The sequence below is a fragment of the Nocardia albiluteola genome (assembly GCF_018860155.1).
In the GTDB taxonomy this organism is placed as follows: domain Bacteria; phylum Actinomycetota; class Actinomycetes; order Mycobacteriales; family Mycobacteriaceae; genus Nocardia; species Nocardia albiluteola.
Genome location: NZ_JAHKNI010000014.1, coordinates 217,395 through 240,341, shown reverse-complemented (window position 1 = coordinate 240,341; position 22,947 = coordinate 217,395). Strand labels below are relative to the sequence as shown.

The 22,947-nt window shown below is 69.1% G+C and carries 22 protein-coding genes; 13 read left to right on the top strand and 9 right to left on the bottom strand.

Annotated features, from left to right (window positions below):
* Positions 1 to 138: 138 nt before the first annotated feature.
* The 7 genes from KO481_RS43595 to KO481_RS33870 form a co-directional block, all read right to left on the bottom strand.
* Positions 139 to 660 (bottom strand): hypothetical protein, encoded by a 522-nt coding sequence (locus KO481_RS43595; RefSeq protein WP_245401858.1) that lies wholly within the window; start codon positions 658 to 660, stop codon positions 139 to 141.
* Entirely contained in the window at positions 653 to 1,438 is a 786-nt protein-coding gene (locus KO481_RS33895; protein WP_215922569.1) for an ESX secretion-associated protein EspG, read from the bottom strand. The genes KO481_RS43595 and KO481_RS33895 overlap by 8 nt, the downstream gene beginning before the upstream one ends.
* Before the next feature lie 12 nt (positions 1,439 to 1,450).
* Complete coding sequence (locus KO481_RS33890) at positions 1,451 to 3,214, bottom strand: hypothetical protein (RefSeq protein ID WP_215922568.1); 1,764 nt, start codon at positions 3,212 to 3,214, stop codon at positions 1,451 to 1,453.
* Positions 3,215 to 3,251: 37 nt separating this feature from the next.
* Positions 3,252 to 3,611, bottom strand: coding sequence for a YbaB/EbfC family nucleoid-associated protein (locus KO481_RS33885; RefSeq protein ID WP_215922567.1), 360 nt, complete (start codon positions 3,609 to 3,611; stop codon positions 3,252 to 3,254).
* Between the two features lie 11 nt (positions 3,612 to 3,622).
* The gene (locus KO481_RS33880; RefSeq protein ID WP_215922566.1) at positions 3,623 to 4,114 is read right to left on the bottom strand and encodes a YbaB/EbfC family nucleoid-associated protein; all 492 of its coding nucleotides are present in this window, start codon (positions 4,112 to 4,114) and stop codon (positions 3,623 to 3,625) included.
* Between the two features lie 247 nt (positions 4,115 to 4,361).
* Complete coding sequence (locus KO481_RS33875; RefSeq protein ID WP_215922565.1) at positions 4,362 to 5,021, bottom strand: hypothetical protein; 660 nt, start codon at positions 5,019 to 5,021, stop codon at positions 4,362 to 4,364.
* Positions 5,022 to 5,040: 19 nt separating this feature from the next.
* The gene (locus tag KO481_RS33870) at positions 5,041 to 6,279 is read right to left on the bottom strand and encodes a hypothetical protein (protein WP_215922564.1); all 1,239 of its coding nucleotides are present in this window, start codon (positions 6,277 to 6,279) and stop codon (positions 5,041 to 5,043) included.
* A 499-nt stretch (positions 6,280 to 6,778) separates the two neighbouring features.
* Between KO481_RS33870 and KO481_RS33865 the strand changes: the two genes are divergently transcribed.
* The 4 genes from KO481_RS33865 (at position 6,779) to KO481_RS33850 (ending at position 9,717) form a co-directional block, all read left to right on the top strand.
* On the top strand, positions 6,779 to 7,297 hold the full coding sequence (locus KO481_RS33865) for a DMT family transporter (RefSeq protein WP_215922563.1): 519 nt from the start codon (positions 6,779 to 6,781) through the stop codon (positions 7,295 to 7,297).
* On the top strand, positions 7,294 to 7,803 hold the full coding sequence (locus KO481_RS33860; protein ID WP_215922562.1) for a DMT family transporter: 510 nt from the start codon (positions 7,294 to 7,296) through the stop codon (positions 7,801 to 7,803). The genes KO481_RS33865 and KO481_RS33860 overlap by 4 nt, the downstream gene beginning before the upstream one ends.
* A gap of 263 nt (positions 7,804 to 8,066) precedes the next feature.
* The gene (locus KO481_RS33855) at positions 8,067 to 8,909 is read left to right on the top strand and encodes an alpha/beta fold hydrolase (RefSeq protein ID WP_215922561.1); all 843 of its coding nucleotides are present in this window, start codon (positions 8,067 to 8,069) and stop codon (positions 8,907 to 8,909) included.
* Positions 8,884 to 9,717 (top strand): hypothetical protein, encoded by an 834-nt coding sequence (locus tag KO481_RS33850; protein WP_215922560.1) that lies wholly within the window; start codon positions 8,884 to 8,886, stop codon positions 9,715 to 9,717. Before KO481_RS33855 ends, KO481_RS33850 begins: the two co-directional genes overlap by 26 nt.
* A gap of 21 nt (positions 9,718 to 9,738) precedes the next feature.
* On the opposite strand, the gene KO481_RS33845 is transcribed toward KO481_RS33850, so the two are convergent.
* Positions 9,739 to 10,881 (bottom strand): ABC transporter substrate-binding protein, encoded by a 1,143-nt coding sequence (locus KO481_RS33845; RefSeq protein ID WP_215922559.1) that lies wholly within the window; start codon positions 10,879 to 10,881, stop codon positions 9,739 to 9,741.
* Between the two features lie 202 nt (positions 10,882 to 11,083).
* Between KO481_RS33845 and ctaD the strand changes: the two genes are divergently transcribed.
* The 9 genes from ctaD to KO481_RS33800 all read left to right on the top strand — a co-directional run bounded on the left by ctaD (position 11,084) and on the right by KO481_RS33800 (position 21,528).
* Positions 11,084 to 12,820, top strand: coding sequence for an aa3-type cytochrome oxidase subunit I (gene ctaD, locus KO481_RS33840; RefSeq protein ID WP_215922558.1), 1,737 nt, complete (start codon positions 11,084 to 11,086; stop codon positions 12,818 to 12,820).
* 180 nt (positions 12,821 to 13,000) lie between these two features.
* Complete coding sequence (gene serB / locus KO481_RS33835; protein WP_215922557.1) at positions 13,001 to 14,224, top strand: phosphoserine phosphatase SerB; 1,224 nt, start codon at positions 13,001 to 13,003, stop codon at positions 14,222 to 14,224.
* Positions 14,225 to 14,489: 265 nt separating this feature from the next.
* On the top strand, positions 14,490 to 15,305 hold the full coding sequence (locus KO481_RS33830; RefSeq protein ID WP_215922556.1) for a protease inhibitor I42 family protein: 816 nt from the start codon (positions 14,490 to 14,492) through the stop codon (positions 15,303 to 15,305).
* Positions 15,306 to 15,396: 91 nt separating this feature from the next.
* Positions 15,397 to 16,206: an aminoacyl-tRNA hydrolase gene (locus KO481_RS33825; protein WP_245401857.1), complete on the top strand. Its 810-nt coding sequence runs from the start codon at positions 15,397 to 15,399 to the stop codon at positions 16,204 to 16,206.
* A 437-nt stretch (positions 16,207 to 16,643) separates the two neighbouring features.
* Positions 16,644 to 17,477 carry an ABC transporter ATP-binding protein gene (locus KO481_RS33820; RefSeq protein WP_215922596.1) on the top strand — a complete coding sequence of 278 codons (834 nt, stop codon included), beginning with the start codon at positions 16,644 to 16,646 and terminating at the stop codon, positions 17,475 to 17,477.
* Between the two features lie 221 nt (positions 17,478 to 17,698).
* Positions 17,699 to 18,472, top strand: coding sequence for an NUDIX hydrolase (locus tag KO481_RS33815; RefSeq protein WP_245401906.1), 774 nt, complete (start codon positions 17,699 to 17,701; stop codon positions 18,470 to 18,472).
* Positions 18,473 to 18,541: 69 nt separating this feature from the next.
* Positions 18,542 to 19,306, top strand: a complete 765-nt coding sequence (locus tag KO481_RS33810) for an enoyl-CoA hydratase-related protein (RefSeq protein ID WP_215922554.1) — start codon at positions 18,542 to 18,544, stop codon at positions 19,304 to 19,306.
* Between the two features lie 37 nt (positions 19,307 to 19,343).
* On the top strand, positions 19,344 to 20,321 hold the full coding sequence (locus tag KO481_RS33805) for a class I SAM-dependent methyltransferase (RefSeq protein WP_215922553.1): 978 nt from the start codon (positions 19,344 to 19,346) through the stop codon (positions 20,319 to 20,321).
* A gap of 19 nt (positions 20,322 to 20,340) precedes the next feature.
* On the top strand, positions 20,341 to 21,528 hold the full coding sequence (locus tag KO481_RS33800) for a class I SAM-dependent methyltransferase (protein WP_215922552.1): 1,188 nt from the start codon (positions 20,341 to 20,343) through the stop codon (positions 21,526 to 21,528).
* Positions 21,529 to 21,541: 13 nt separating this feature from the next.
* Here KO481_RS33800 and KO481_RS33795 read toward each other — a convergent pair whose 3' ends face one another.
* Complete coding sequence (locus KO481_RS33795; protein ID WP_308166870.1) at positions 21,542 to 22,930, bottom strand: outer membrane protein assembly factor BamB family protein; 1,389 nt, start codon at positions 22,928 to 22,930, stop codon at positions 21,542 to 21,544.
* Positions 22,931 to 22,947: the final 17 nt, after the last annotated feature.

Here is a 22,947-nt window from a genome sequence, read left to right as displayed (position 1 = left end):
CGATGGTGGCGAGGAGGGTTTGGCAGGCGTTGACGCAGTCTTGTGCCACGGTGGAGTTGAATGTCAGGTCGCCTTTTTTGGCGGTCTGGCCCAGTGTCGGCCATGCCGATGTATCGGTACCTATGCCTACAGGCCCCGTCACCACACACTCCCATCGTGATCGAGCCAGCTGCGCGGCTCGTAGTCGTAATCGCTCTCGTCGCCGAGCTCGGCCCGCTCCACCGCATCCTGGGTGGGCAGGCCGAGTAGATCCAGGGCCACCTCGCCCACACCCAGGCGAGCCAGCTGAGCGCGCCGAGCCAGGCCGGCTCGGTTCGCCGCCAGCCGACACAGCCGTAGCACGTCGTCGGCCAGGTCGACGGGGTCGCGGCGTAGCTGGTCCGGATCGATATGCACGCCCATCGGAAGGCCGGACTCGGTTGCCGTGACCACGATCTCGCCGCAGCGCAGGGCAGCCTGGCCCGTCGAATAGGCGGTGAATCCGGTGTCGTCCGCCGGGGCGGCCGGGACATGCTCGGGGTGGGCCGCACCGCTGTCGGCCTGCTCGCTGCCGATGCCGAAATATGCTGTCTCGCAGTGCCCTTCATAGTCGCCGGCCTCGTGGATGGCCGATCCGACATCGATCACGGCATCGCCGGGGAACCAGGTTTGCTCACACACAGCGCTGGTCCTCCACCGTCTGCAGGGTTGCGGCGATGTCGGTGGCGATCAGCGCCGCGAGCCGGGGCCGGTCGACACCGACCACGACCGGCCGAGCGGTGTCGACGACGGCATAGCGCCCGTCGCCGGCGAGATCGCGCCAGTAGATGCGGCGGGTGGCGGGCCCGTGGGGACCGAATGCTGAACTGCCCTGGGATGTTTCGATGACGCCGAGCACGTCGACGGGCCGATGCAGCCAGTCGGTGGTGCGCCGCTCCAACTCCACGTAGCTGTCGTAGACCGGGGACTGCCCGTGCCAGTGGTCGGTGTCGCCGCACTCGGGTGAACTCACCATCGGGATATCCGGCAGCCGGCCCGCGTCCCGGGCAGGCAGGGTGCCCACCACCGCCCCCGCGAGACGCTCGGCGGCTCCCATGGTGATCACGAATCCGCCGCTATACCACATGCTTTCGCCGGGTATCTGGCGGATCAGCACGGCCACCGGGCCCTGCCGCGCGCCCAGCACGCGCACCCGCGCGCCCGAATCCTCCGGGTTGCGCGGATCGACCGCATGCGCGATCACCTGCACATCGGGACGGGCGACCCGCTGGAGCGCATCCTGCAGTGAGCCGTCATAGCGGGCCTGCAGGCCGTCCCAGGTAGCGGCGGCCAAGTGGTCGTACTCGTCCGTGTAGTGCACCCGCAGCAGCGCACACAGTGGTGCCGGCAGGCGGTCACCGAACAACTTGTCCCACGCCACGACCAGTTCGGCGTCGGTGAGATTCCAGGTGATGCTCACGCTCGGGCTCGCTCACCGGTCCAGTACCGGGCGCACGCTGCGCGCGACCGCACCCAGCGCCTCGTCCAGGTGCTGGGTGGAGTTGAGCAGCTCGGAGCGCTTGCGCTCCTTTTCCTGGTCTTTCCCGCCGCTGCGGGCGCCGGCCATCGGGAGACCCGGCTCGCCACCCTCCACCGGCCCGGCCCGGCCCGGCGGCTCCACCGCGGGTGGCAGGCTGGAGCGCGGGAACAATCGGGACTCCTGCTCGAGCAGCTTCTCTTCGGCGGCAAGGGGATTGCCGCCGCCCGCCCCGCCACCGAGCGCGGACAGCAGACTCTTCTCGGCGTTCGCCGCCTCGCCCGCCATGGCGCCGGTCAACGGTGTCGCGAGGAACGGTGTCGGCGAACCGTCCAGCGGATTCGACGTATCGCTCCGTGGGGTGAACCGGTCGTTCAGCGGATTCGCCGGGTCGTTCAGCGGATTCGACGGGTCCGGAGTGGTCGATATGTCGGGTGTGCCGGGCGTGCTCGGCGGTGTGCCCCCGTCACCCGGCGCGTTCGGATCGATCGGGGTCGAGGATCCTTCGTTGGCAGGGGGGCCATCGTTGCCCGGGAGTGATGTGACCGGCGCCGACGCCGGGATGTTGCCACCGGCCGGATCGCTGTTGTCGAGCGGTCCGTGCGGGCCGTCGGTGCCGTTGGCAGCGAACTCGATTCGGGGTCCGTTGTTCGGCGTCCCGCTGCTGGGCTGGGTTTCGGGCCCCCCAGACAGCGGGGGGAGCACTCTCACGTTGCTGGGCCTGGTTTCGGTCACTTGATCCGGCTGGGGGAGCGCTACCACATTGCCGGCGGTGTGACCGACATTGTTCGTATAACCAGCGGTGAATGCGTCCTGGTACGGACGGGTCGCCGCGGCGATGTCAGTGGGGGTCGAGGCGTGGCCGGAGCCGTTGGTGACCGGTGGGTTGGGCTGCTGCGGCATGGTGGTCTTGGTCTGCTGCAGCCAGTCCGCGGTGTAGATCAGCAGGTCGCCCAGCTTGTTCATGTTGTCGGTGAGTGCCTTGGACGCCGTGGTGTAGTTCTGCGTGGCCGCGATTGCGGCGGTGCCGCCCTTCCCGATCCACTGATCCCGTACCGCCGAGATGTTCTGATGGAAGGTGTCGAAGGCCGGGGCCAGCACGCACTGCGCGAGCCAATACCAGACACCGCCGGCGTTGGCTACCGCCTGCGGTGCGATGCTCTGGCCGATCTTGTACAGCCGCTGCCAGTCGAGATTGGCTGCGCGTTCGAGCAGGATGGGAACCCGGTCCATCCGGGTATCCGGAAAGTTCGGGATGCCCGCAGGGGGCATCGCCTGGACGAACGGATCACCGGCCGGCGGTGTCCCCTTCGAACCGGTGAACGAGATGCCGGCGAAGCTCGTACGGGTGCCGCCGAAGGCGGCCGCGCTGGCGGACTCGGCGTCCTGATACGCCTTACCTGCGGCGACGAAGGTGTTGCCCATGTCGGTGAGAATGGTGCGGTGCTGGTCCATCCGCTGCGCCAGCTCGGCGCCGATCTTGCGATTGAACACCGCCTCGAGTTGGAGGCCGGACGCCGTGGCGGCGATCGGGGGGCAGGCTGTCCGGTAGTTCTGCTGGATCCAGGCGTGCACGCCGACAATGCTGTTCAGCATGTCCTCGACGTGCCGCGCGCACGTCGCCGCGATGCCGTCCGCCAGCAACAGCTGGCCGTTGCTCGCCGTCGTACGCAGACCGGCCCAGCCGGTGTCGTCGGACTCGTTCGATACGGGTGCCACGGTCAAACTCCCACGTGCCGTTGGTAATCGGTGGCGTTCAGCGCAATTGATCGCGTAGTTCCGCTATGCCGGAGATGGTTTCGTCCCATTTGAGAGGTTCGGTGCGCGGCGGGGCGATCGGCGCGAACAGCGCGGTGGTCTGCCGGGCCACGTCGGCCACCGCCAGTTGCGACGCCGCCGTGATGGCGGCCGCGGTCTCCTCGTGTCCGAGATCGCCCACGCCGGAGGAGAATTTGATGTCGATCGCGATGCCGTCGGCGTTCACAGTGACCGTGACCCGGCGTCCCGCGGCCGTGCCGACACCCATCAGCCCGGTGCGTTCCTGCTGCAGACGGGTGATTTCGGCCAGTTGGGCGCGGTACTCATCGAGTTGCGAGGCGAATGTGGGTTCGGGCATGTGGGTTCCTCTCAGCGATCGAATGCGCCGCGCCGGGACGGCCGGTATTCGACGGCGTCCTCGAACCCGGTGGCCGTCGGATCGGGTGTCCGTTCGCCGGGCGGGGTCAGGGGCGCCCGCGGCGGCGGGGTCATCTCGTCCTGCAGGCGCGGCAGATCGGCGAACAGGTCCGGCAACTGGGGCAGTTGGGCGCGCGCCGCCTGGACCGGGGCGAACAGTGCCTCAGCCTTGCGCCGTACCTCGGCGGCCGCCTGCTGCGCGGCCTGCACGGTGGCGCGGGCGATCTGGCCGTAGCTCAGATCGCCGATGTCCTCGCCGAATACGGTGCGCACGATCGAACCGGAGGCATTGACCACCACCGTGATCCGTCCGCGCTCCACGCTGGCCTCGGCGGTGAGCGCGTCACGCTGCCGGCGGGCGTCGCCCAGCTGTGCCATGGCGGCCTGGAAGGAATCCAGAAGTCCGGTTACCTCGGTGATCAACCGATCGTTCGGCCGTGACACGACGCCTCCCATATCCGTCCCAGTGCTGACGGGGGACGGTAGCGCGTCCTATCGAGGGCCCACCAGAGCTGTACATCACGACCCGATCAATTCACGCGCTTATGGGCCCTTATTTTTTATGGCAGCCACCGCCAATACCGACACTGCGGACGTGGGCTATGACAGGGTGGTACGGCCCCGGCAGCTGCAGTTGATCGCGATCGATTGCGTCAACGGCATCCGCCCACGCTCCTGGTTCTGACCCGGGTTACAGGTCCGCGAGCATTGTCATGTGCTGCCCGATCCCCTGGGTTTCGAGCGGCAATCCGGTGTACGCGACCAGATGGTCGATCACCTCGGCGGGATCCTGCTGGTTCTCGGCGTCGGGCAGCAGTACCAGGAAGCGGTCCGGTGCCGGTCCCGGCGCGCCGATCAGGGCCACCAGTTGGCCGGTGCGCAGCCGCAGCACCAGTAATGGCATGTCCGGGCCGGGAACCTGTTCGAACGAGGCGTTCACCGCCTGTTCCACCAGTGGGAGAGGCAGCCGCAGCCAGGCGATCGGCAGTCCAGAGCCGGTCGACGGCCAGTCCTCGATGTCGGCCTGCGCCAGTGCCGGCTCCGGCCACGGCCGGCGCCGTTCCAGCTCCGCCAAGACTCGGCGCAGGAATGCCAGCATCGTGGTGCCGGAGTGCGGTTGTGCGGCGGCCGCCGCACCCGGCGGCAGGGCCGCGGCGGTCACCACCCGTACAAACGCGGCGTGGAATTCCGCCACGGTCGCGGTATAGCTGATTCGATCGATCAGGTCGTCGGCGGCGCGGTCCACGAGTTCGGGGTCCGCCAGATCGTCAACCTCGCTTGCGGACGCGCAGAACTCTGCGATCAGGTCCGCATAGGTGCTCGGGTCCTGCAGTGCGCGTTGGGGATGCACGGTCCTGTTCCTCTCGATATCAGACGTTCGAGGGCCATCCCGCCCGCTGCCACACATCACCCTCGCCCTCGGGCGGGTCGGTGGGGGAGGTGGACGCGCGTTTGCCGCCGCGGCGTTTCCTGCGCTCGGATTCTGCCGACTCGCGCCCGGCGGCGGAGCCGGGCATCGATGGTCCGTAGGGCATGCCGCCCGGCGTGGCGGCGCCGGCCCGCGGTGGTGGTGGAGTGGAGCCGGTCGGCGGGGCCAACTGCTCGCCTTCGATGGCGCCCTCGGCCGGATCCGCGCCGGCCGTTGCCGGGCCGGCGCCCGGCAGCCCGGGCTCGGTCACCGGGCCGGCGGGGTACTCCCCAGCCCCAGGGGACGGGTTCAGCATGCCGGGCAGCGGGTATGGGCCGCTTGCCCCGGCCAGCGGGCCCGGGAGGTCGTATGGGCCGCTCGCGCCCCATGGGTCGGCCCCGCCGAACGGCGAGGTTCCGTTGGTGAAGCCGGGCCCGGTCGCGCCGATGCCGTCGGGGTAGAAAGGGTTCGGCGACAGGTCCCCGCCGCCGGAGCCGGTATCGCCGGGGCTCCCATAGCCGCCCGTTCCGGAGCCGGTTGCGGGATTCGACATGCTGGGCGGGGTCGGCAGGCCGGGCGTGTTGGGGATATCCGGTGTGCCCGGCCGAGCGGAGGTGCTCGGCGGTTTCGGGGTGTTCGGCAGGTTCGGGGTGTTCGGCAGATGGGGGGTGTTCGGCAGGTTGGGGTTGTTGGGCAGATAGGGGGTGTTCGGCAGGTTGGGGATGTTCCGCAGGTTGGGGTTCGGCCCTCCCCCGCCGGGGTAGCCGCTGCCGCTGCCGTTGCCTCCGCCGCTGCCGTTGTTGCTATTGCTGTTGTTGCCGCCACCGCCACTTGCGCCGATGGACTCGATGTATTGCTCGCCGATCGCGTCGTCGCCCTTCTGGAACGCACCAGCCGCATCGACGATGTCGGCGCCGTACACGGTGAAGCCCTGCTCGAGGGAGGGCAGCGCACCGGTGGCGCCGAGCAGCGCGTCATGGGAGGCAAGGTATCCCGAGGCGCCGGAGGCGAACTTCTCGCCGAGATCGTCGTCACCCCACGGCGTGCCGAGACCCTCGAGGCTGGACGTGAGCTGGCTGACGATCGTCGCCAGCGCCCCCTGCAAATTCTGGAAGTCCTTGCCCGCCTTGGCGAGGTCATCGATGTGGACCTCGAGGGTCTGGGAGGAGCTGGACGCGCCCGAGGGACCGGAAGATGACAAGAGAACTCCTGCAGGCAATCGAGACCGCCGTGGCACGTGACCGGCCTCGGACTTCAGCAGCAAGATAGTGAGTACGAGGAGAATTCGCGAGCGGCGACGAGCCGGGCGCATCATGATCGTGTCATGGCGGGCGCTGATGTGCGGCTGCGTGGGATTCGTCGACCTGTCGGTCCGTAGCTGTGGTCGAGGGAACGGCGGTGAGGGGGGCCGCAGTAGATCGGAAGTGTCCTGTGTGCGACCGAATATGAACTGGCCCACCGGGATCGGAAGTCCGTCCAGTCCGGCCGACGCCGGGGTATGAGGGTCGCGCGGATCGCCTGGTGCGTGTCGTGTCATCGAAGCTGGAGTATCTGACACTATTGATAGTGCCGTTGTTTGGCGGTACGTTAGTTGTGTCACTGGCTGGTAGGTGGTCGGCGCCACGGCTTCGGTCCGATGCGCGAATCCCTGCCGGATGTGGCGTCGTCCATGACTGCTCTAGTCCGAAGGTCGTCTGCTCGTGGCCGTATTCACCCTTGGTTTCGTATTCCTGTTCATCCTCGTCGCCGGCGGGTTACGCTCCGTCGAGGTCGGTTGCCAGAACACGCAGAAGATCTACGTGCGTGACATGTGGCTGTGTGCGGTCATCTCCTACGCCGTTGCGCTGACCGGATTTTCGATCTTTTTGCTGATCTCCGTCCTGGTGTCGAAATCGCCGTGGCCCACCCTCGCCGATCTGCGGCACATGCCGTGGTGGGCGCCGTTCGGCGGCCTGGTCGGCGGCGTGGCCGTCATCGGCATGATCACGGTGGCCAAATATGTGGGTGTCGCCACGTTCAATGCGGTCGTCATCGTCAGCGAGATGCTGGTGGCGCTGGTGATGGACGACCTTGGGCTCATGGGATTTGCGACTCGGCACGCGAGCGCCCCCCGGCTGGTTGCCGCCGCGCTGATCTGCGCCGCCGTCTACCTCATGGCCAAGGACTCCGGCGAGGCCGACTCGGTACCCGCTGTGGCGATCGAAAGGGTTTCCCGATGACGACAACTTCCGCCCCGGACACGGCTCGTCGGGTGCTGCCGCGCTCGGTGATCGCGCTGGTTTTCCTGTTCATGCTGATCGGCGGCGCGCTGCGTTCCGTCGAGGCCGGATGTCAGAATTCGCTGAAGCTGGCATTGCACAACGTGTGGCTGTGCGGGGTGATCTCGTATGCGGTGGCGCTCACCGGTGTCGGCATCATTCTCGCTGTCTCCCTGGTGTTCTCGTCGCAACGGAGGTGGCCGACCCGGGCCGACCTCGCGGCCATGCCGAAGTGGGCGCCCTTCGGCGGGCTCACCGGTGGGGCTGCGATCTTCGCGATGATCACCGTTGCCTCCAGCGTGGGTGTCAGCACGTTCAATGCCGTGATCATTGCCGGGCAGATGTTCCTGGCCACGGCGATGGATCACTTCGGGGTCATGGGCTTCCCGCGCCGCCGAGTGAATGCGCAGCGGCTTGCCGCGTGCGCCATGATCGTCGTCGGCTCGTACCTCATGGCGAAGTACTGAACTCCGACTGAGCTCCACACGCTCGAGTCCCGGTTACTCGGCGCGGGCGGCCGCATAGAGCAGCGCGTTGGCCAGATGTCGTGCGGCAGGCATCATCTGGCCGCCGGGCGGTGAAGCGAGGTCTCGCACCGAACGCACAGCAACCGCACGGGGTGTCATCGGTGGGTCTACAGTTTCGGGACCTACTGTTGAATCCGGCGGATCCGGTAGGTGGATCCACTGCAAGCCAACGGGTTTCACAGCGGTGCGGAAGAGGGCGGGACATGGAGACTTCGGAATTCGTCATCGGGCGCACCGCGCCGGTGACGGCTCGCACCGTGCGGACCTGTCGTGCCGGGCTGGAGCAGGCGGTGCCGATGACGTCGACCACGCCGGTGATTCTGCTGCACGGTCAGCCGGGGGACCATCACGCCTGGGACGGGGTGCGGGCGTGCCTGCCGCCCTCGGTGCGCGGGCTGGCCTGGGACCGGCCGGGATACGGCGACAACGAATCCCCCGCGGGCACCCTCGAGGACAATGCCGCATGGCTGCTGGAGCGGCTCGATCGCGCGGGCATCCGCGAGGCGGTACTGGCCGGGCACTCGTACGGTGGCGGCGTCGCACTGGCCGCCGCGGCGATGGCTCCGGAGCGGGTGCGCGGACTGATTTCCGTCGCGGGGATCGGGCCCGGATGCGTGGGCACCTGGGACGAGGTGCTGGCCGCGCCGGTTGCCGGGCCGATGCTGTCGATGGCGATGTGGTCGATGATGCCGTGGCTGGCCCGGCAGCATCGGGCGCACTACCCGAACCCGGCCTCGGCCTGGCAGGCGCTGGCCGACATCCGGCACGATCACGGCCAGGTCTGGCGCACGGTGCTCCTGGAGCAGCGGGAACTGTTCGACAGCCTGGATCGCTGGCTCGAGCGGCTGGCCGGCATCGACGTACCCGCATTGATCGTGGCCGACCCGGCCGATAGAGTCGTGCCGGTTTCGACCGCACGCGCGCTGCACGATCGGTTCCCACGGTCCCGCCTCGAGCTGGTCTCCGGGGGCGGACATCTGCTGCCGCAGCGGATTCCCGAGGTGATTGCGGCAAAGATAGGTGAGTTTGTCGATTCGGTGGGCTGAGCACGTCCGGTCAGGTGCGCACGGACGGTTGCGGGCATATCTGCGTGATCAGCACGTGCACCCGGCGCCCGCGCCCATATCGCCCGACGACGGCCTGGTCCGGCGGGTGATCGACGAGGTGCGCTGGTCGTTCGCCCCGCCGCGGTACTGGCTCGAGGGCGTCGGCGTCAACGCTCTGCTCTCACTGCTTTACCTGGTGTATTCGCCACTGGCCCATCCCCATCGCCGGTTCGGCTGGGTGGTGCTGGTCGGCACGTATTTCGCGACGTTCATCCTGGCCGACGTCACCACCACGAATGTCCTGGGCCTGGATGCGCCGCGGGTGCGCAGGAGCCTGGACGCGGGGATGCCCATGCGTGGCATTCTGCTGACGAAAAACCTTGCGCTGCTGGTCATCGTGGGCATGCCGACGCTGCTGCTGACCGCGATCCTGGCGCATTCGATGCGCCCGCGCCCGTTCATCGGAACGCTCTTCGCGGTGGCGCTGCCGCTGCTGTGCTGGCTCGGGGTCGGCAACATCGTCTCGGTGCTGCTGGCGGTCGAGACGCGGACGCTGATCCGGCGCTGGCGCGAGTTCCGCAGCTGGACCACCGTGCTGTGGATCGCCCACCTGGCGCTGCCGTACGGCGTGTACTACCTGATCGCCCCGATCGACGGCCTCCAGCACGATCCGCTGCTGCGGTTGCTGCCGCATCTCGACCGGAACCTGCGCTTCGTCTGGAACGCGGGCGTCGGTCTGCTGGTGTGGGTCATCGGCACCGCGATCGCGCTGGCCATCGTGCGCCGCCGTGGATTGCGCATCTACTGATCCGGGCGGCGTCCGATCGGCTCAGCCGCCGACGTAACCGTTCAGATTCGTGCGCAGATCCTCGAGGATGGCCCGCGCGGCGGTGATACCCGAGCCGTGCCAGACGGTGTTGTCCACGACGAAGGTGCGGTTGTCCGAGACCGCGCCGAGCTTCTTCCAGTCGTCGCCGCCCATCACCTTCTTGCCGTGGCTCAGTCCGTCGCTGCCGTCGAACATCACGAAGATGGCATCGCCCTCGACCTTGTGCCTGTCGTCGGCGGTGCTCACGCCGCTCACCGTGAACGAGGGACCGCGCTGCGCGGTGGGACGCTGCACGTCCGCGTCGGCCAGCACCGCCCCCGCGAAGCTGTTGTCGCCCTGCACCTGGGTGTCCGCGGCGTCGAATCGCAGCACCGAGAGCTGCGAGAGCTTCGCGGCAACCGCGGCGCCGGCCGCCTGCGCCTCGGCGTGATAGTCGGCGACCGCCTTGGCGCCCGCGCCCGAGCGGCCCAGGGCGGCGGCGAAGGCGCTGAAACTCGCCTGCCAGCTGGAATCCTTGCCGATCAGCACGGTCGGCGCGACGCCGCGCAGCGCGTCGGCACTGCCGTCGCCCACCGTGCCCAGGATCAGATCGGGTTGCCGCGCAGAGATTTTCGCCACATCCGGGGAGCCGACGGCACCGACGTCGGGCAGGATCTGCAGCCCGTATCCCAGGTACGACGGCTCGGGGGCGGAGCCGGGGACCGCCGGGGACGGCTGGCTGCCGGGGTTGGCGGGCTCGGCGGTCTGGGGGGACGCGGTGGCGCCCTGGACCCGCTGCCACAGCCCCAGGGCACACACCGCGTCGAGGGCCGCGGTGTCCAGCACGACGATTCGCTTCGGATCGGCCGGTACCTGCACGACTCCGCTCGGGGTGGTCACCGCGTGGGTGCCCGTGGCCTGGTCGGGCTCGCTCGGCAGCGGACAGGCCTTGGCGGTGTCGCGCTCCAGTCCGACGACGTCGGCGCCGGCGACGTTGGTGGTGGTGCGCACGATGGAGCCGGCGTTGTCGCTGGATCCGTTGCCGCACGCGGTAAGCGTGGCCACCGTGATCGCCAGCAGCAGGCAGCCCGCACGCAAACGCCGTGCGTGAGCGCGGTCGCGGGGCTTGGTGTTGCGGGCTCGGAATACCTCGATCACCGGCATGCCGGGAAGGGTACACACGGGCGGCGCGACACCCAATGACGACACCAAGTACGACGCTGAGTAGGACCGGGCGCGATGGTTGCGGCACCACGGTTTACGATCCGTAGTAGCGAAAGCCAACCCGTCGTTCGCCGTGCGCCGATCCGCCAGGTAGGAGCCAGACGTACGACAACGACCAGAAGGCACACCTTCAGGAGGATCAGTGACTGCTGTAGAGCCCCAGCCAGTCCCCCAATTGGAAGCGACTCGGCCGTACCCGAAACGTCTGGGTCCGAAGGGTTCGTTCATCTACAAGTTGGTCACCACCACCGACCCGAAGGTCCTCGGGGTGATGTACCTGGTGACGGCCATGTCGTTCTTCATGATCGGCGGCTTGATGGCGCTGCTGATGCGTGCGGAGCTGGCCCGCCCGGGCCTGCAGTTCCTCTCGCCCGAGCAGTTCAACCAGCTGTTCACCATGCACGGCACCATCATGCTGCTGTTCTACGCGACCGCGATCGTGTTCGGCTTCGCCAACATCGTGCTGCCGCTGCAGATCGGCGCCCCCGACGTCGCCTTCCCGCGTCTGAATGCGTTCAGCTACTGGCTGTACCTGTTCGGCGCCTCGATGGCGACCGCGGGCTTCATTACCCCCGGCGGCGCCGCGGACTTCGGCTGGACGGCCTACACCCCGCTCTCGGACATCGTGCACTCCCCGGGTGTCGGCGGTGACCTGTGGATTCTGGGTCTGGCCGTCTCCGGTCTGGGCACCATCCTCGGTGGCGTCAACATGCTCACCACCGTGGTCTGCCTGCGCTGCCCGGGCATGACGCTGTTCCGCATGCCGATCTTCACCTGGAACATCGCCGTCACCAGCGTGCTGGTGCTGCTGGCGTTCCCGCTGCTGACCGCCGCGCTGTTCGGCCTGGCCTACGACCGTCACCTGGGCGGGCACATCTACGACCCGGCCAATGGTGGCGCGATCCTGTACCAGCACCTGTTCTGGTACTTCGGCCACCCCGAGGTGTACATCATCGCGCTGCCGTTCTTCGGCATCGTCTCGGAGATCTTCCCGGTATTCAGCCGCAAGCCGATCTTCGGATACACCACCCTGGTCTACGCGACCCTGGGTATCGCGGCGCTGTCCATCGCGGTGTGGGCGCACCACATGTACGCCACCGGCTCGGTGCTGCTGCCGTACTTCTCGTTCATGACGTTCCTGATCGCGGTGCCGACCGGCGTGAAGTTCTTCAACTGGATCGGCACCATGTGGCGCGGCCAGCTGACGTTCGAGACGCCGATGCTGTTCTCGGTCGGCTTCCTGGTGACGTTCCTGTTCGGTGGTCTGTCCGGCGTCATCCTGGCCAGCCCGCCGATCGACTTCCACGTGTCGGACACCTACTTCGTGGTCGCGCACTTCCACTACGTGCTCTTCGGCACCATCGTGTTCGCCACGTTCGCGGGCATCTACTTCTGGTTCCCGAAGATGACCGGCCGCATGATGGACGAGCGCCTGGGCAAGTGGCACTTCTGGGCCACCATGGTCGGGTTCCACACCACCTTCCTGGTGCAGCACTGGCTGGGCGCCGAGGGCATGCCGCGTCGTTACGCGGACTACCTGCCTACAGACGGTTTCACCACGCTGAACACCGTCTCCACGATCGGTGCGTTCATCCTGGGCGCCTCGACGCTGCCGTTCATCTGGAACGTCTTCAAGTCCTACCGCTACGGCGAGGTCGTGACAGTGGACGATCCGTGGGGCTACGGCAACTCGCTGGAGTGGGCGACCTCCTGCCCGCCGCCGCGGCACAACTTCTACGAGCTGCCGCGCATCCGGTCCGAGCGCCCCGCGTTCGAGCTGCACTACCCGCACATGGTGGAGCGGATGCGGGCCGAGGCCCACGTCGGCTGGGGCTCCAAGTCCCACACCGTGAAGGAGCTGGACAAGGTTTCCAGCTAGGCGTTATGCGGAACTGCACCGCGGCGGTCGTCCTACGGGACGGCCGCCGCGGTCGTTTCCGGGGCAGAGTGATTCGTGCCACGCGGACCCGGACCGGGGGGCGGCGCAACGGCATTGACCTGAGAGAATGAGCGTGCCGTCGCTCGACGGCCGAGCGCGCCACGTGAGGGAGTCGAATTCGTGAATCAGTCCGAGACGACGGTGCTGATCACCGTTACCGGACCCGATAAGCCCGGCGTCACCTCGGTCCTGCTGGCGGCCCTGGCGCACAACGGGGTCAGCCTCCTGGACGTGGAACAGGTCGTGATTCGCGGCCGCCTCACCCTCGGTGTGCTGGTGTCCTGCCCGGGCGATCCCGAGGGCCTGCAGGACGAGCTCGAGGATGCGATGGCATCGATCGGCATGCAGGTCGACGTCGAGATCGGTGCGGACTCGGCGACGGGCGCGCGGCTGTCGACCCATGCGATCGTGGTGCTGGGTAGCCCGGTGACCGCACGGGCGTTCAGCGTCATCGCCCGCAAGCTGGCCGGCCAGGACGTCAACATCGACGCGATCCGCGGCATTGCCGACTACCCGGTGACCGGCCTGGAGCTGATGGTCACCGCCCTGCACACCGAGGCCGCGGAAACCCTGCTGCGCACCACCCTGGCCGAGATCGCGGCCAAGGAGAGCATCGATATCGCCGTCGAGCGCGCGGGGCTGGCCCGGCGCGCCAAGCGGCTCATCGTCTTCGACGTGGATTCCACGCTCATTCAGGGCGAGGTGATCGAGATGCTGGCCGCGCACGCCGGTGTCGAGGACGAGGTCCGCAGGGTCACCGAGGCCGCGATGCGCGGCGAGATCGACTTCGCCGAATCGCTGCGCCAGCGCGTGGCCACGCTCGCGGGCCTGTCCGAATCGGTGATCGACGAGGTCGCCGAGAACATCGAGCTGACCCCCGGCGCGCGCACCACCATTCGCACGCTGCGCCGGCTGGGCTTCCGCTGCGGCGTGGTGTCCGGCGGCTTCCGCCAGGTGATCGAGCCCCTCGCCCACGAACTGGAACTGGACTTCGTCCAGGCGAATACGCTCGAGGTCGTGGGCGGGCGGCTCACGGGCAAGGTAATCGGGGAGATCGTGGACCGGCCGGCAAAGGCGGTGGCGCTGCGGCGTTTCGCCGCCGAGACCGGGGTGCCGATGGAGCAGACCGTCGCGGTCGGCGACGGCGCCAACGACATCGACATGCTCAACGCGGCGGGCCTGGGGATCGCGTTCAACGCCAAGCCGGCACTACGGGAGATCGCCGATGCGGCGCTGTCGCATCCGTTCCTGGACGCGGTGCTGTTCATCCTCGGCGTCACCCGCGACGAGGTGGAGGCCGCCGACGCCCGCGACGGGCTGGTGCGCCGGGTGCCCCTGACCTGAGTGCACCGTGCCGGTTCGCCGGCGCGGCCCGGACACCGTCGATCGAGCCCGGTCGTGCGCCCGAATCCCTTGCGCCGGGCCGATCTCAGGCTTGCGCCGGCGGGGGCGGGGGGTATACCGTCTGCCGCATCGAATGCCAGTCGATTGCTGACTGATGGTTTTCTGGTCGGGGACGGTGGTCGTCGCGCGATGCGGGATTCTCGGCGACCGTGCTCTGCCTTCGCGATATGACCTGCTGGGTGCGGCGCGAGAGGACTCGAAGGCGATGACGGTGGTACGGCGTGCCCGATGGCTCGCACTCGTGGTCCTGGTGAGCTCGGCGGTCCTGGGTACCAGCGGATGTTCGAGCGGGTCGCAAGCCTCGTCCGGGGTCTCTGGCACATCGAATTCGCCTACGGCCGAACGCGATCCCAGCGGCGTGCGGATTCCGCTGGGGCAGGTCGCGCGAGTTCCGGTGCCCGCCGATGCCGTACTGGTGATAGTGGTTCCCGATGCGTGGGGCGAGGCCGCAGCCACGCTGCAATGCACCGCGACGGACACCTCCGTCGGCGAACGGCTCACGCTCCATCCGCCGCAGGGGGCACCGGCCGCGCGGACCGATCCGGGCTGGCGGCCGCTGTGGATGATCCCGGCCGGCCCCACCGCGGTGCTGGAGGTGGGGTGCACGGATCCCGAGTCGGCGGTTCCGGCCGGACAAGGCAACGAGATTCGTGTCGAGCCCCGGGGCGTCATGCCCACCGCCGGACCGAATGCGCCGGTGAACGTCGGCCAGGACTCTGACGGCAAGGATGTCTCGCTGAGCCCGAACCAGCGCCTGATCGTGTCGCTGCGAGCCAATCCGAGCACCGGATTCGGTTGGCAGCTCCAGCAACTCGACCAGAACATCGTGAAGCAGACCGGCGATGCGGACTACCGCGGCGACGCGAACGAGGGGCAGCTCGTCGGCGTGGGCGGAGCGTCGGTGTGGACGTTCACCGCCGCCGCCCCTGGCACGACCACTCTGATGCTGACCTACCAGCGTTCCTGGGAGCCGGGTATCCAACCGGCCCAGCGTTTCTCGCTGACGGTGCACGTCGTGTAGGCCTCGCTCGTCGCCTAACCCGGTAGCAGGGTGTTCGCCGGACGCGCGGATAGGCTGGAGCGCGAGTGGCGGCGATGAGTTGGAGGGTGCCTTGTCCAGACCTGTAGGCGACGCGCACGAAACCGGGCCGGCGCCGGTCGGCATCGTGTCCGGGGGCCTCGACGCCGGATTCGTTGCGCGGCACGCGGAGCTGGCGCTCGGGTACGGCGGCGGCGGTGATCCGGACGATCCGGCGCTGGTACAGGCGATGCAGCTGGTGCTGCACATTCCGAAAAACGATCCGCCCCGGCGCAGCGCCCTGCTGGCCGCGGCGGCCGCCGCGGCGGTCGCGCTGTGCCTGGATCCGCGGGTCGGTGCGGACGGGGAGTGGGAGCAGCGGTACTTGACGTGGAAGCGCTCGCGCATCCGGAAGGTGGCGCGGCGGGCACGGGGCGCGCAGTGGCTGGCGGCGAACGAGGTGGACGGCGTGACGATCGAGGTCGACGGAGCCCAGGCGCGGGCACTGGTTCCCGGACCGGTCGGCGACATCGACCCACGCGTCCGCAAACTGCAGATCGGCGGCACCGACATCGAGCCGGACGAGCCGGGCCCGATCGATCCGGAACTTCCTGTGCTGTGGGTGGATTCGGAACTGGGCATGACCGTCGGCAAGGCCGCGGCACAGGTCGGTCATGCGAGCATGCTGCTGGCCGGCGCGCTGCCGGTGGAACAGGCATTCGCGTGGAGCGCCCACGGATACCGCTGCGCGGTGCGCGAGGCCGGGCCGCGCTGGCCCGAGCTGTCCCGCCTGGTCGGCCGGGGCGCGGCGACCGCGGTCCGCGACGCCGGATTCACCGAGGTGGCGCCCGGGTCGATGACGGTGATCGGGGTACCGCCCGCCGGCTGGGGTGATCCGGCCTGAGCGTGCGTTTTCCGGCTCGGCGGGGCGGCAGATCGGCGGTCGTCCGATCAGGGGGGCACTCGCCCATCTGAGCCGGGCGCTCGTCGCGGCGGTCGCTGTGCGGCACTATCGGTGCACGAGTCCGCGGGAGGTGCCACGGATATGACCACGCTGTGGATAGTGCTCGGCGTCTGGGTGGTGTGCTCGGTGCCCATTGCGCTGATACTGGCCCGGCTGTTCCGCAGGCCGCGCCCCGGGCGTCGGGGGCGTGTCGGGTCGTCGGGGCCGGGCTTGCCGGGCGGGGGTGCCCATCCGGTCGGACCACCGGATTCCGAACCCGGAAGTGTCGAATCTCACCAGCTGGATGACGAATTCCCGCCCCGCAGAAAGCGCGGCGGGATATGACACTAACCGTGCATTCGGACCATGTTGGGAAGGATCCGGGCGCGTGGTCCAAGATGGAGCCCGTGCCGCAACCGGATCCCGATTTACTCATCGACTTCAACCAGGTGACCGTCCGGCGTTCGGGCCATACTCTGGTAGGTCCGCTCACCTGGCAGGTGGAGCTCGACGAACGCTGGGTCGTGCTCGGCCCCAACGGAGCCGGGAAGACTTCCCTGCTTCGCATGGCCGCCGCCGACCTGCATCCGACCTCGGGCACCGCCCACCTGCTGGGCGAAAGGCTGGGCCGGACCGATATCAACGAACTGCGCCCCCGCATCGGCATGTCCTCGGCCGCGGTGGCCGCCCGGGTGCCGCTCGATGAGAAGGTCAGCGATCTGGTCGTGTCCGCGGGCTACGCCGTAATAGGCCGCTGGCGCGAGGAATACGACGACATCGACACCGACCGGGCCATCGACATGCTCGAAACCCTGGGTGCGGAACACCTCTCGGACCGCGCCTACGGCACGCTGTCCGAGGGGGAGCGCAAGCGGGTGCTTATCGCGCGGGCGTTGATGACCGATCCGGAGCTGCTGCTGCTCGACGAGCCGGGCGCCGGCCTGGATCTGGGCGGTCGCGAGGAACTGGTGGAAAAGCTCGGTGATCTCGCGTCGGATCCCGATGCACCGGCGACGGTGCTGGTCACCCATCACGTCGAGGAGATCCCGCCAGGCTTCACGCACGGCCTGCTGCTGAACGAGGGCACCGTCATCGCGCAGGGCCTGCTCGAAGAGGTACTCACCTCGGAGAATCTGAGCAAGGCGTTCCGCCAGTCGATAACGCTGGACCGCATCGAGGGCCGCTACTTCGCCCGCCGCAGCCGCCGCCTCGGCCGCCACCGGAGCAAGTAGGAACCGCGCGACGCGGCGTGCGTCCCCCGAACCGCGGCCGCTGAGTGGATGCCCGGCGGATGCGCCGAGCGGGCCCGCGTTAGGGTGCGAAGAGTGAGGGAGTCGCCGAGGTGCACTCCGTGCCACGCCCCTCGCGCGGAGCGTTGCGAGGTGGAGCCGTGAGTGAGGCCGTGGTGGAGTCCGATACCGAACCCGTGCCGCTCAAGGATGCCTCGACGGTGATGCTGGTGCGCGACGGCGCCTCGGGGCCGGAGGTGTTCCTGCAGCGACGGGTCAAGGCGATGGCGTTCGCGGCGGGGATGACCGTCTTCCCGGGCGGCGGCGTAGACGCCAGCGATGCGGAGGCCCGAATCGCCTGGGCCGGACCGGATCCCGCCTGGTGGGGGGAGAAGTTCCGGATCGATGCCGCGCGGGCGCAGGCGCTGGTGTGCGCCGCGGTGCGCGAGACGTTCGAGGAATGCGGGGTGCTGCTGGCGGGCCCGACGGCCGATTCGGTCGTCTCCGACACCGCCGTCTACGGCCGGGCGCGGGCGCAGCTCGAGCGCCGCGAGCTGTCCCTCGGTCGGTTCCTGGCCCGCGAGAACCTGGTGCTGCGTGCGGATCTGCTGCGGCCCTGGGCCAATTGGATCACCCCGACCGTGGAGACGCGCCGCTACGACACCCGCTTCTTCGTCGCGGTGCTCCCGCAGGGGCAGCGCGCGGACGGCGCCACCTCCGAGGCCCATCAGGTCCTCTGGAGCACCCCGGCCGCGGCCATCGAGCGCTGGAAGGCCGGAACCGACGTCCTGCTCCCGCCTACCTGGTCGCAGCTGGTCGCCCTCGGCGAATTCGCCTCCACCGCGGACATTCTGGCCGCCACCCCGGAATTCGAGCCGATCGAGCCGGTGCTGGAGACCGTCGGGGACAAGCCGCGCCTGCGGTTCCCCGGCAACGACCGCTACTTCGCGGACTTCCCGGCGGGTTCGCGCATGCGCGGCTCGCAGCGACCGGAGTAGGCGGCGGGAACGGCCCGTCCCATGGCACCCATCCGGACCTGAACCGTGCGCCCAGTAGGCTCGTGCCCCGTGGCCGAATTCGTGACCGTGGACCGACCCGAGCCGGGGATTGCCGTCTTGCGCTTCGCGCGCCCGCCGATGAATCTGATCGATCTGCAGGTGGCGCGGGAGCTGGCGGCCGCGGCCGAGGAGATCGGCGCGGAGGCCGGGGTGCGGGCGGTGGTCCTGTACGGCGACGAACGGGTGTTCTCGGCCGGTGACGAGATGGCGGAGCTGGCCCGGCTCGCGCCGGAACAGGCCGCGGCGATGGCGGCCGATCTGCAAGCCGCACTGGGCTGCCTGTCCAGGCTGCCGCAGCCGACGGTCGCGGCCATCGCCGGGTATGCGCTCGGAGCCGGGCTGGAGCTGGCGCTGGGTGCGGATCGGCGCATCATCGGCGACAACGTCAAGCTCGGGCTGCCGCAGATCCGGGCGGGCCTGATCCCGCTGTCCGGCGTCCGCCGCCTGAGCCTGCTGATCGGTCCGGGAAATGCCAAGGACCTGGTGTACACCGGGCGGTTCGTGGAGGCGAAGGAGGCCGCGGCCCTGCGCCTGGTCGACGAGGTGGTCCCGCCCGACGACGTGTACGTGGCCGCGCTGGCCTGGGCCCGGCAGTTCACCGCCGGCCCGGCCCGCGCGCTGGCCGCCGCGAAGCGCGTTTTCGAGGCCGGGACGCACGGCCACGACCGGGCCCGCGGCGAGTGGGCGGAGCTGTTCGAGACCGAAGATCGCAGCATAGGAACAGGTTCTTATTTGGCGGCCGGTCCGGGGTCCGCGGAATTCGTGGGCCGCTGATGGGGCCGGTTCGGACTCTCGAGTAACCTCTTCCACCATGACCGCAAGTCCACAGGACCCAGCGCCGAACCCGCACGCCACCGAGGCGCAGGTCCAGGCCGCGCTCTCCGACAACAAGCTCGCCCAGGTGCTCTATCACGACTGGGAAGCCGAGACCTACGACGACAAGTGGTCGATCTCGTACGACGAACGTTGCATCGCCTACGCCCGCGGCCGCTTCGACGCCGTGGTGCCCGACGCGCCGCTGCCCTACGATCGCGCGCTCGAGCTCGGCTGCGGCACCGGATTCTTCCTGCTGAACCTGATGCAGTCCGGGATCGCGAAGTCCGGTTCGGTGACGGATCTGTCGCCGGGCATGGTCAAGGTCGCCACCCGCAACGGCCTGAACCTCGGCCTGGATGTCGACGGCCGCGTCGCCGACGCCGAGACCATCCCGTACGACGACGACACGTTCGATCTGGTCGTGGGTCACGCGGTGCTGCACCACATTCCCGATGTGGAGCTGGCCCTGAAGGAATGCCTGCGGGTGCTCAAGCCGGGCGGGCGTTTCGTCTTCGCCGGTGAGCCGACCACCGTCGGCAACTTCTACGCCCGCAAGCTGGGCCAGATCACCTGGAAGGTGACGACCGAGGTCACGAAGCTGCCGTTCCTGTCCGGCTGGCGGCGCCCGCAGGAGGAGCTGGACGAGTCCTCGCGTGCGGCGGCCCTCGAGGCCGTGGTGGACCTGCACACCTTCGATCCCACGGACCTGGAGGCCATCGCGAGCCGCGCGGGCGCGGTCGAGGTGCACGCGGAGACCGAGGAGTTCGCCGCGGCGCTGTGGGGCTGGCCGGTGCGGACCTTCGAGGCCGCGGTCCCGGCCGAGAAGCTCACCTGGCGCTACCGCACGGCCCAGTACAAGGCCTGGCTGGGCCTGAGCAAGCTGGACGAGAAGGTGCTGCGCCACATCGTGCCGCGGCAGTTCTTCTACAACGCCATGATCACCGGCGTGAAGCCCGGCGCCTCGGGCAAGTAGGCGCGGCGGGCGATATCCCTTGGGCTACACCTTCACTCGCGAGGATGTCGCCTACCTCGGCAGCGCGGCCGGTCGGGCCGCGCTGATCGAGACCGGTGCCCTCGCCCTCACCCCATCCTCGCTCCTCGAGGATCTGACGCGCCTGCGCCGCAACCGATACGCGGATCGTGCCGCGGCGCTGGTGGAGACGGTGCGCCTGCGGCGGCGGGCGGCGGCGAAGCTGGACGACGCCGGGGAATGGCTGTTCACCGACGACGCATTGCAGCAGGCGACGCCGAGTGTCGTTGCGCGGCACCGGGCTCGGCGGCTCGCCGGGCGCACGGTGCACGACGTAACCTGCTCGATCGGCGCGGAACTCGCCGCGCTCGGGCGCGTCTGTCCCGCCGTCGTCGGGAGCGATCTGGACGGAATCCGGCTCGCCATGGCCGCGCACAATCTCGGCTCTCGCACGCGAAATGTGGTGTTGGTCAAGGCGGATGCCCTGGTGCCGTGCAGCACCGCGGAGGTGGTGATCGCCGATCCGGCCCGTCGTGCGGACGGTCGCCGCACTCACGATCCCGCGAAACTGCAACCGCCGTTGCCGGATCTGCTGGCGGCGTATCGTGGCCGCGATCTCGCCGTGAAGTGCGCTCCCGGACTGGATTTCGATCGTCTCGGTGATATGGGCTGGGACGGTGAGGCCGAGGTGGTCTCGCTGGACGGGTCCGTGCGCGAGGCGTGCCTGTGGTCGCGGGGGCTGGCCGAGCCGGGCGTGACCCGGCGTGCCACGGTGCTGCGGTCGGATGGGGGTTCGCTGTCCTTGACGGACGCCGAGCCGGATGACATCCCGGACCGGGCACCCGGCGCATGGATCATCGACCCGGACGGCGCGATCGTGCGCGCGGGTCTGGTGCGGCACTACGCCGCGAAATACGGCCTGTGGCAACTGGATCCCCGCATCGCATACCTGACGGGCGATGCCGTGCCCGAGGGGGTACGGGGATTCCGCGTGCTGGATCGCATGGACTTCAAGGAGAAGCCGTTGCGCGCCGAACTCCACCGGCGCGATTGCGGCCCGCTGGAAATCCTCACCCGCGGAGTCGATCTCGACCCGGACGCCTTGCGCAGCCGCCTCAAACCCCGGGGCACGATCCCGCACACCCTGGTGGTCACTCGAATCGGATCGGCCCCCACCGTATTTCTCTGCGCAACTCCGCCGGTTCGGTGATCTCCGGGACGCGCTACTTGTCCGGCTTGAAGACGTAGATCTCGCCGACGCGGGTGGTGATCACCACCTGGCCCTTTGCGCCGACGGAGGTGCCGGTCGTCGTGCCCTGCGCGCCGGGCAGTACCGCCGAGGCGATGGTGCTGCCGGTGGTGGTGTCGAAGGTGACCAGGTGCAGCGCGCCGCCGATCGGGGACACCGTGTAACCGGTCCCGCCCGCGGTCTGCACCGGCTGCCCGCTCAACTGCAGGTCCTTACGCTCCCAGGCGATCTCGGCACCCGTGCCCTTGTCGCGCAGGGCCATCAGGTGGCCGCCGTTGCCGCCGGGGATCAGCAGGCCGTCCTGCTCGGAGATCGCCCCCTGCGGCGAGAAGCCCAGGGGCTGGACCCATTTCGTATGGCCGTTCGACGCATCGACAGCAAGCAGGCGTCCGCTGTTGTCGCCCACATAAACGGTCTTGCCGTCCGAGGAGAGCGCGGGGCTGGTGGCGCTGCCGTTGGTCAGCATGTCGGCGCTCCACAGCTGCCGAATCTGCTTGTCCGCGTAGCGCAGTGCCACCAGCGAGGCGACGGGGGAGCCGGGCCGCCACGCGGTGGCGTAGAAGTTGCCGCTCGGATCGATGGCCGAGACGTTGGCGACCGCGCACTGCGGCCCGCCGGTCGCGCAGTCCTGCAGGCCCTGGCCGTCCGCGGGGCGCGGGAGGTCCGGGTGCGCAAGGGGATCGGGCCAGCCCAGCAGCTGGAACGTCGCGGCCATGCGGTCGCCGGTCTGCCGGTTCAGCACGTCGATCTGACCGGACTGGGTCACCGTCAGCACGTGGCTGTCACCGGTGAACTGCACCGAGATCGGCACGCCGGCAACGGGTGTGCGCCAGCGCGGCTGGCCGAGTGCATTGATCGAGTTCATGCTGCCGTCGTCGCCGACGTAGACGTTGGTGGCGCCGTCGATCGCCGAGGCGGAGTAGATCGCGCTGGGACCCATCGGATCACAGAACCGCTTACGCCCGGTCGGCATCTGGAAGCTGAACAGGGCTCCGCCCGCGGGAGTGGGGGCGATGCAGTCGGTGTCGAGGTCCGTGGTCACGAACATTTGCCCGTCGGGGCCGACGGTGGTGGCCGTGGCGGCGGGCCCGCCGATCGGCCGCGTCCAGTTCAACGTCAGGTGCCGGGATCCGGTGACCGGACTGGCTGCGCTGTTGCGGGCGTCGTGGTAGGTGGTCGGCCAGCCCTTGCCGGGGCCCACCGTAATATTGTCGAGCGTGGTGCCGCCGCATCCGCTCAGCGTCAGCACACCCACCACCCCCAGGGCCGCGGCGGCACGAATCGCCGGGCGACGCACCGCGGACCGCGGCGACGCCTGCGTGTTCCGGAGGTCGTGCGCGGGTCGCCGGATGCTGGTACGCACCTGACCGTTCTCCCCTC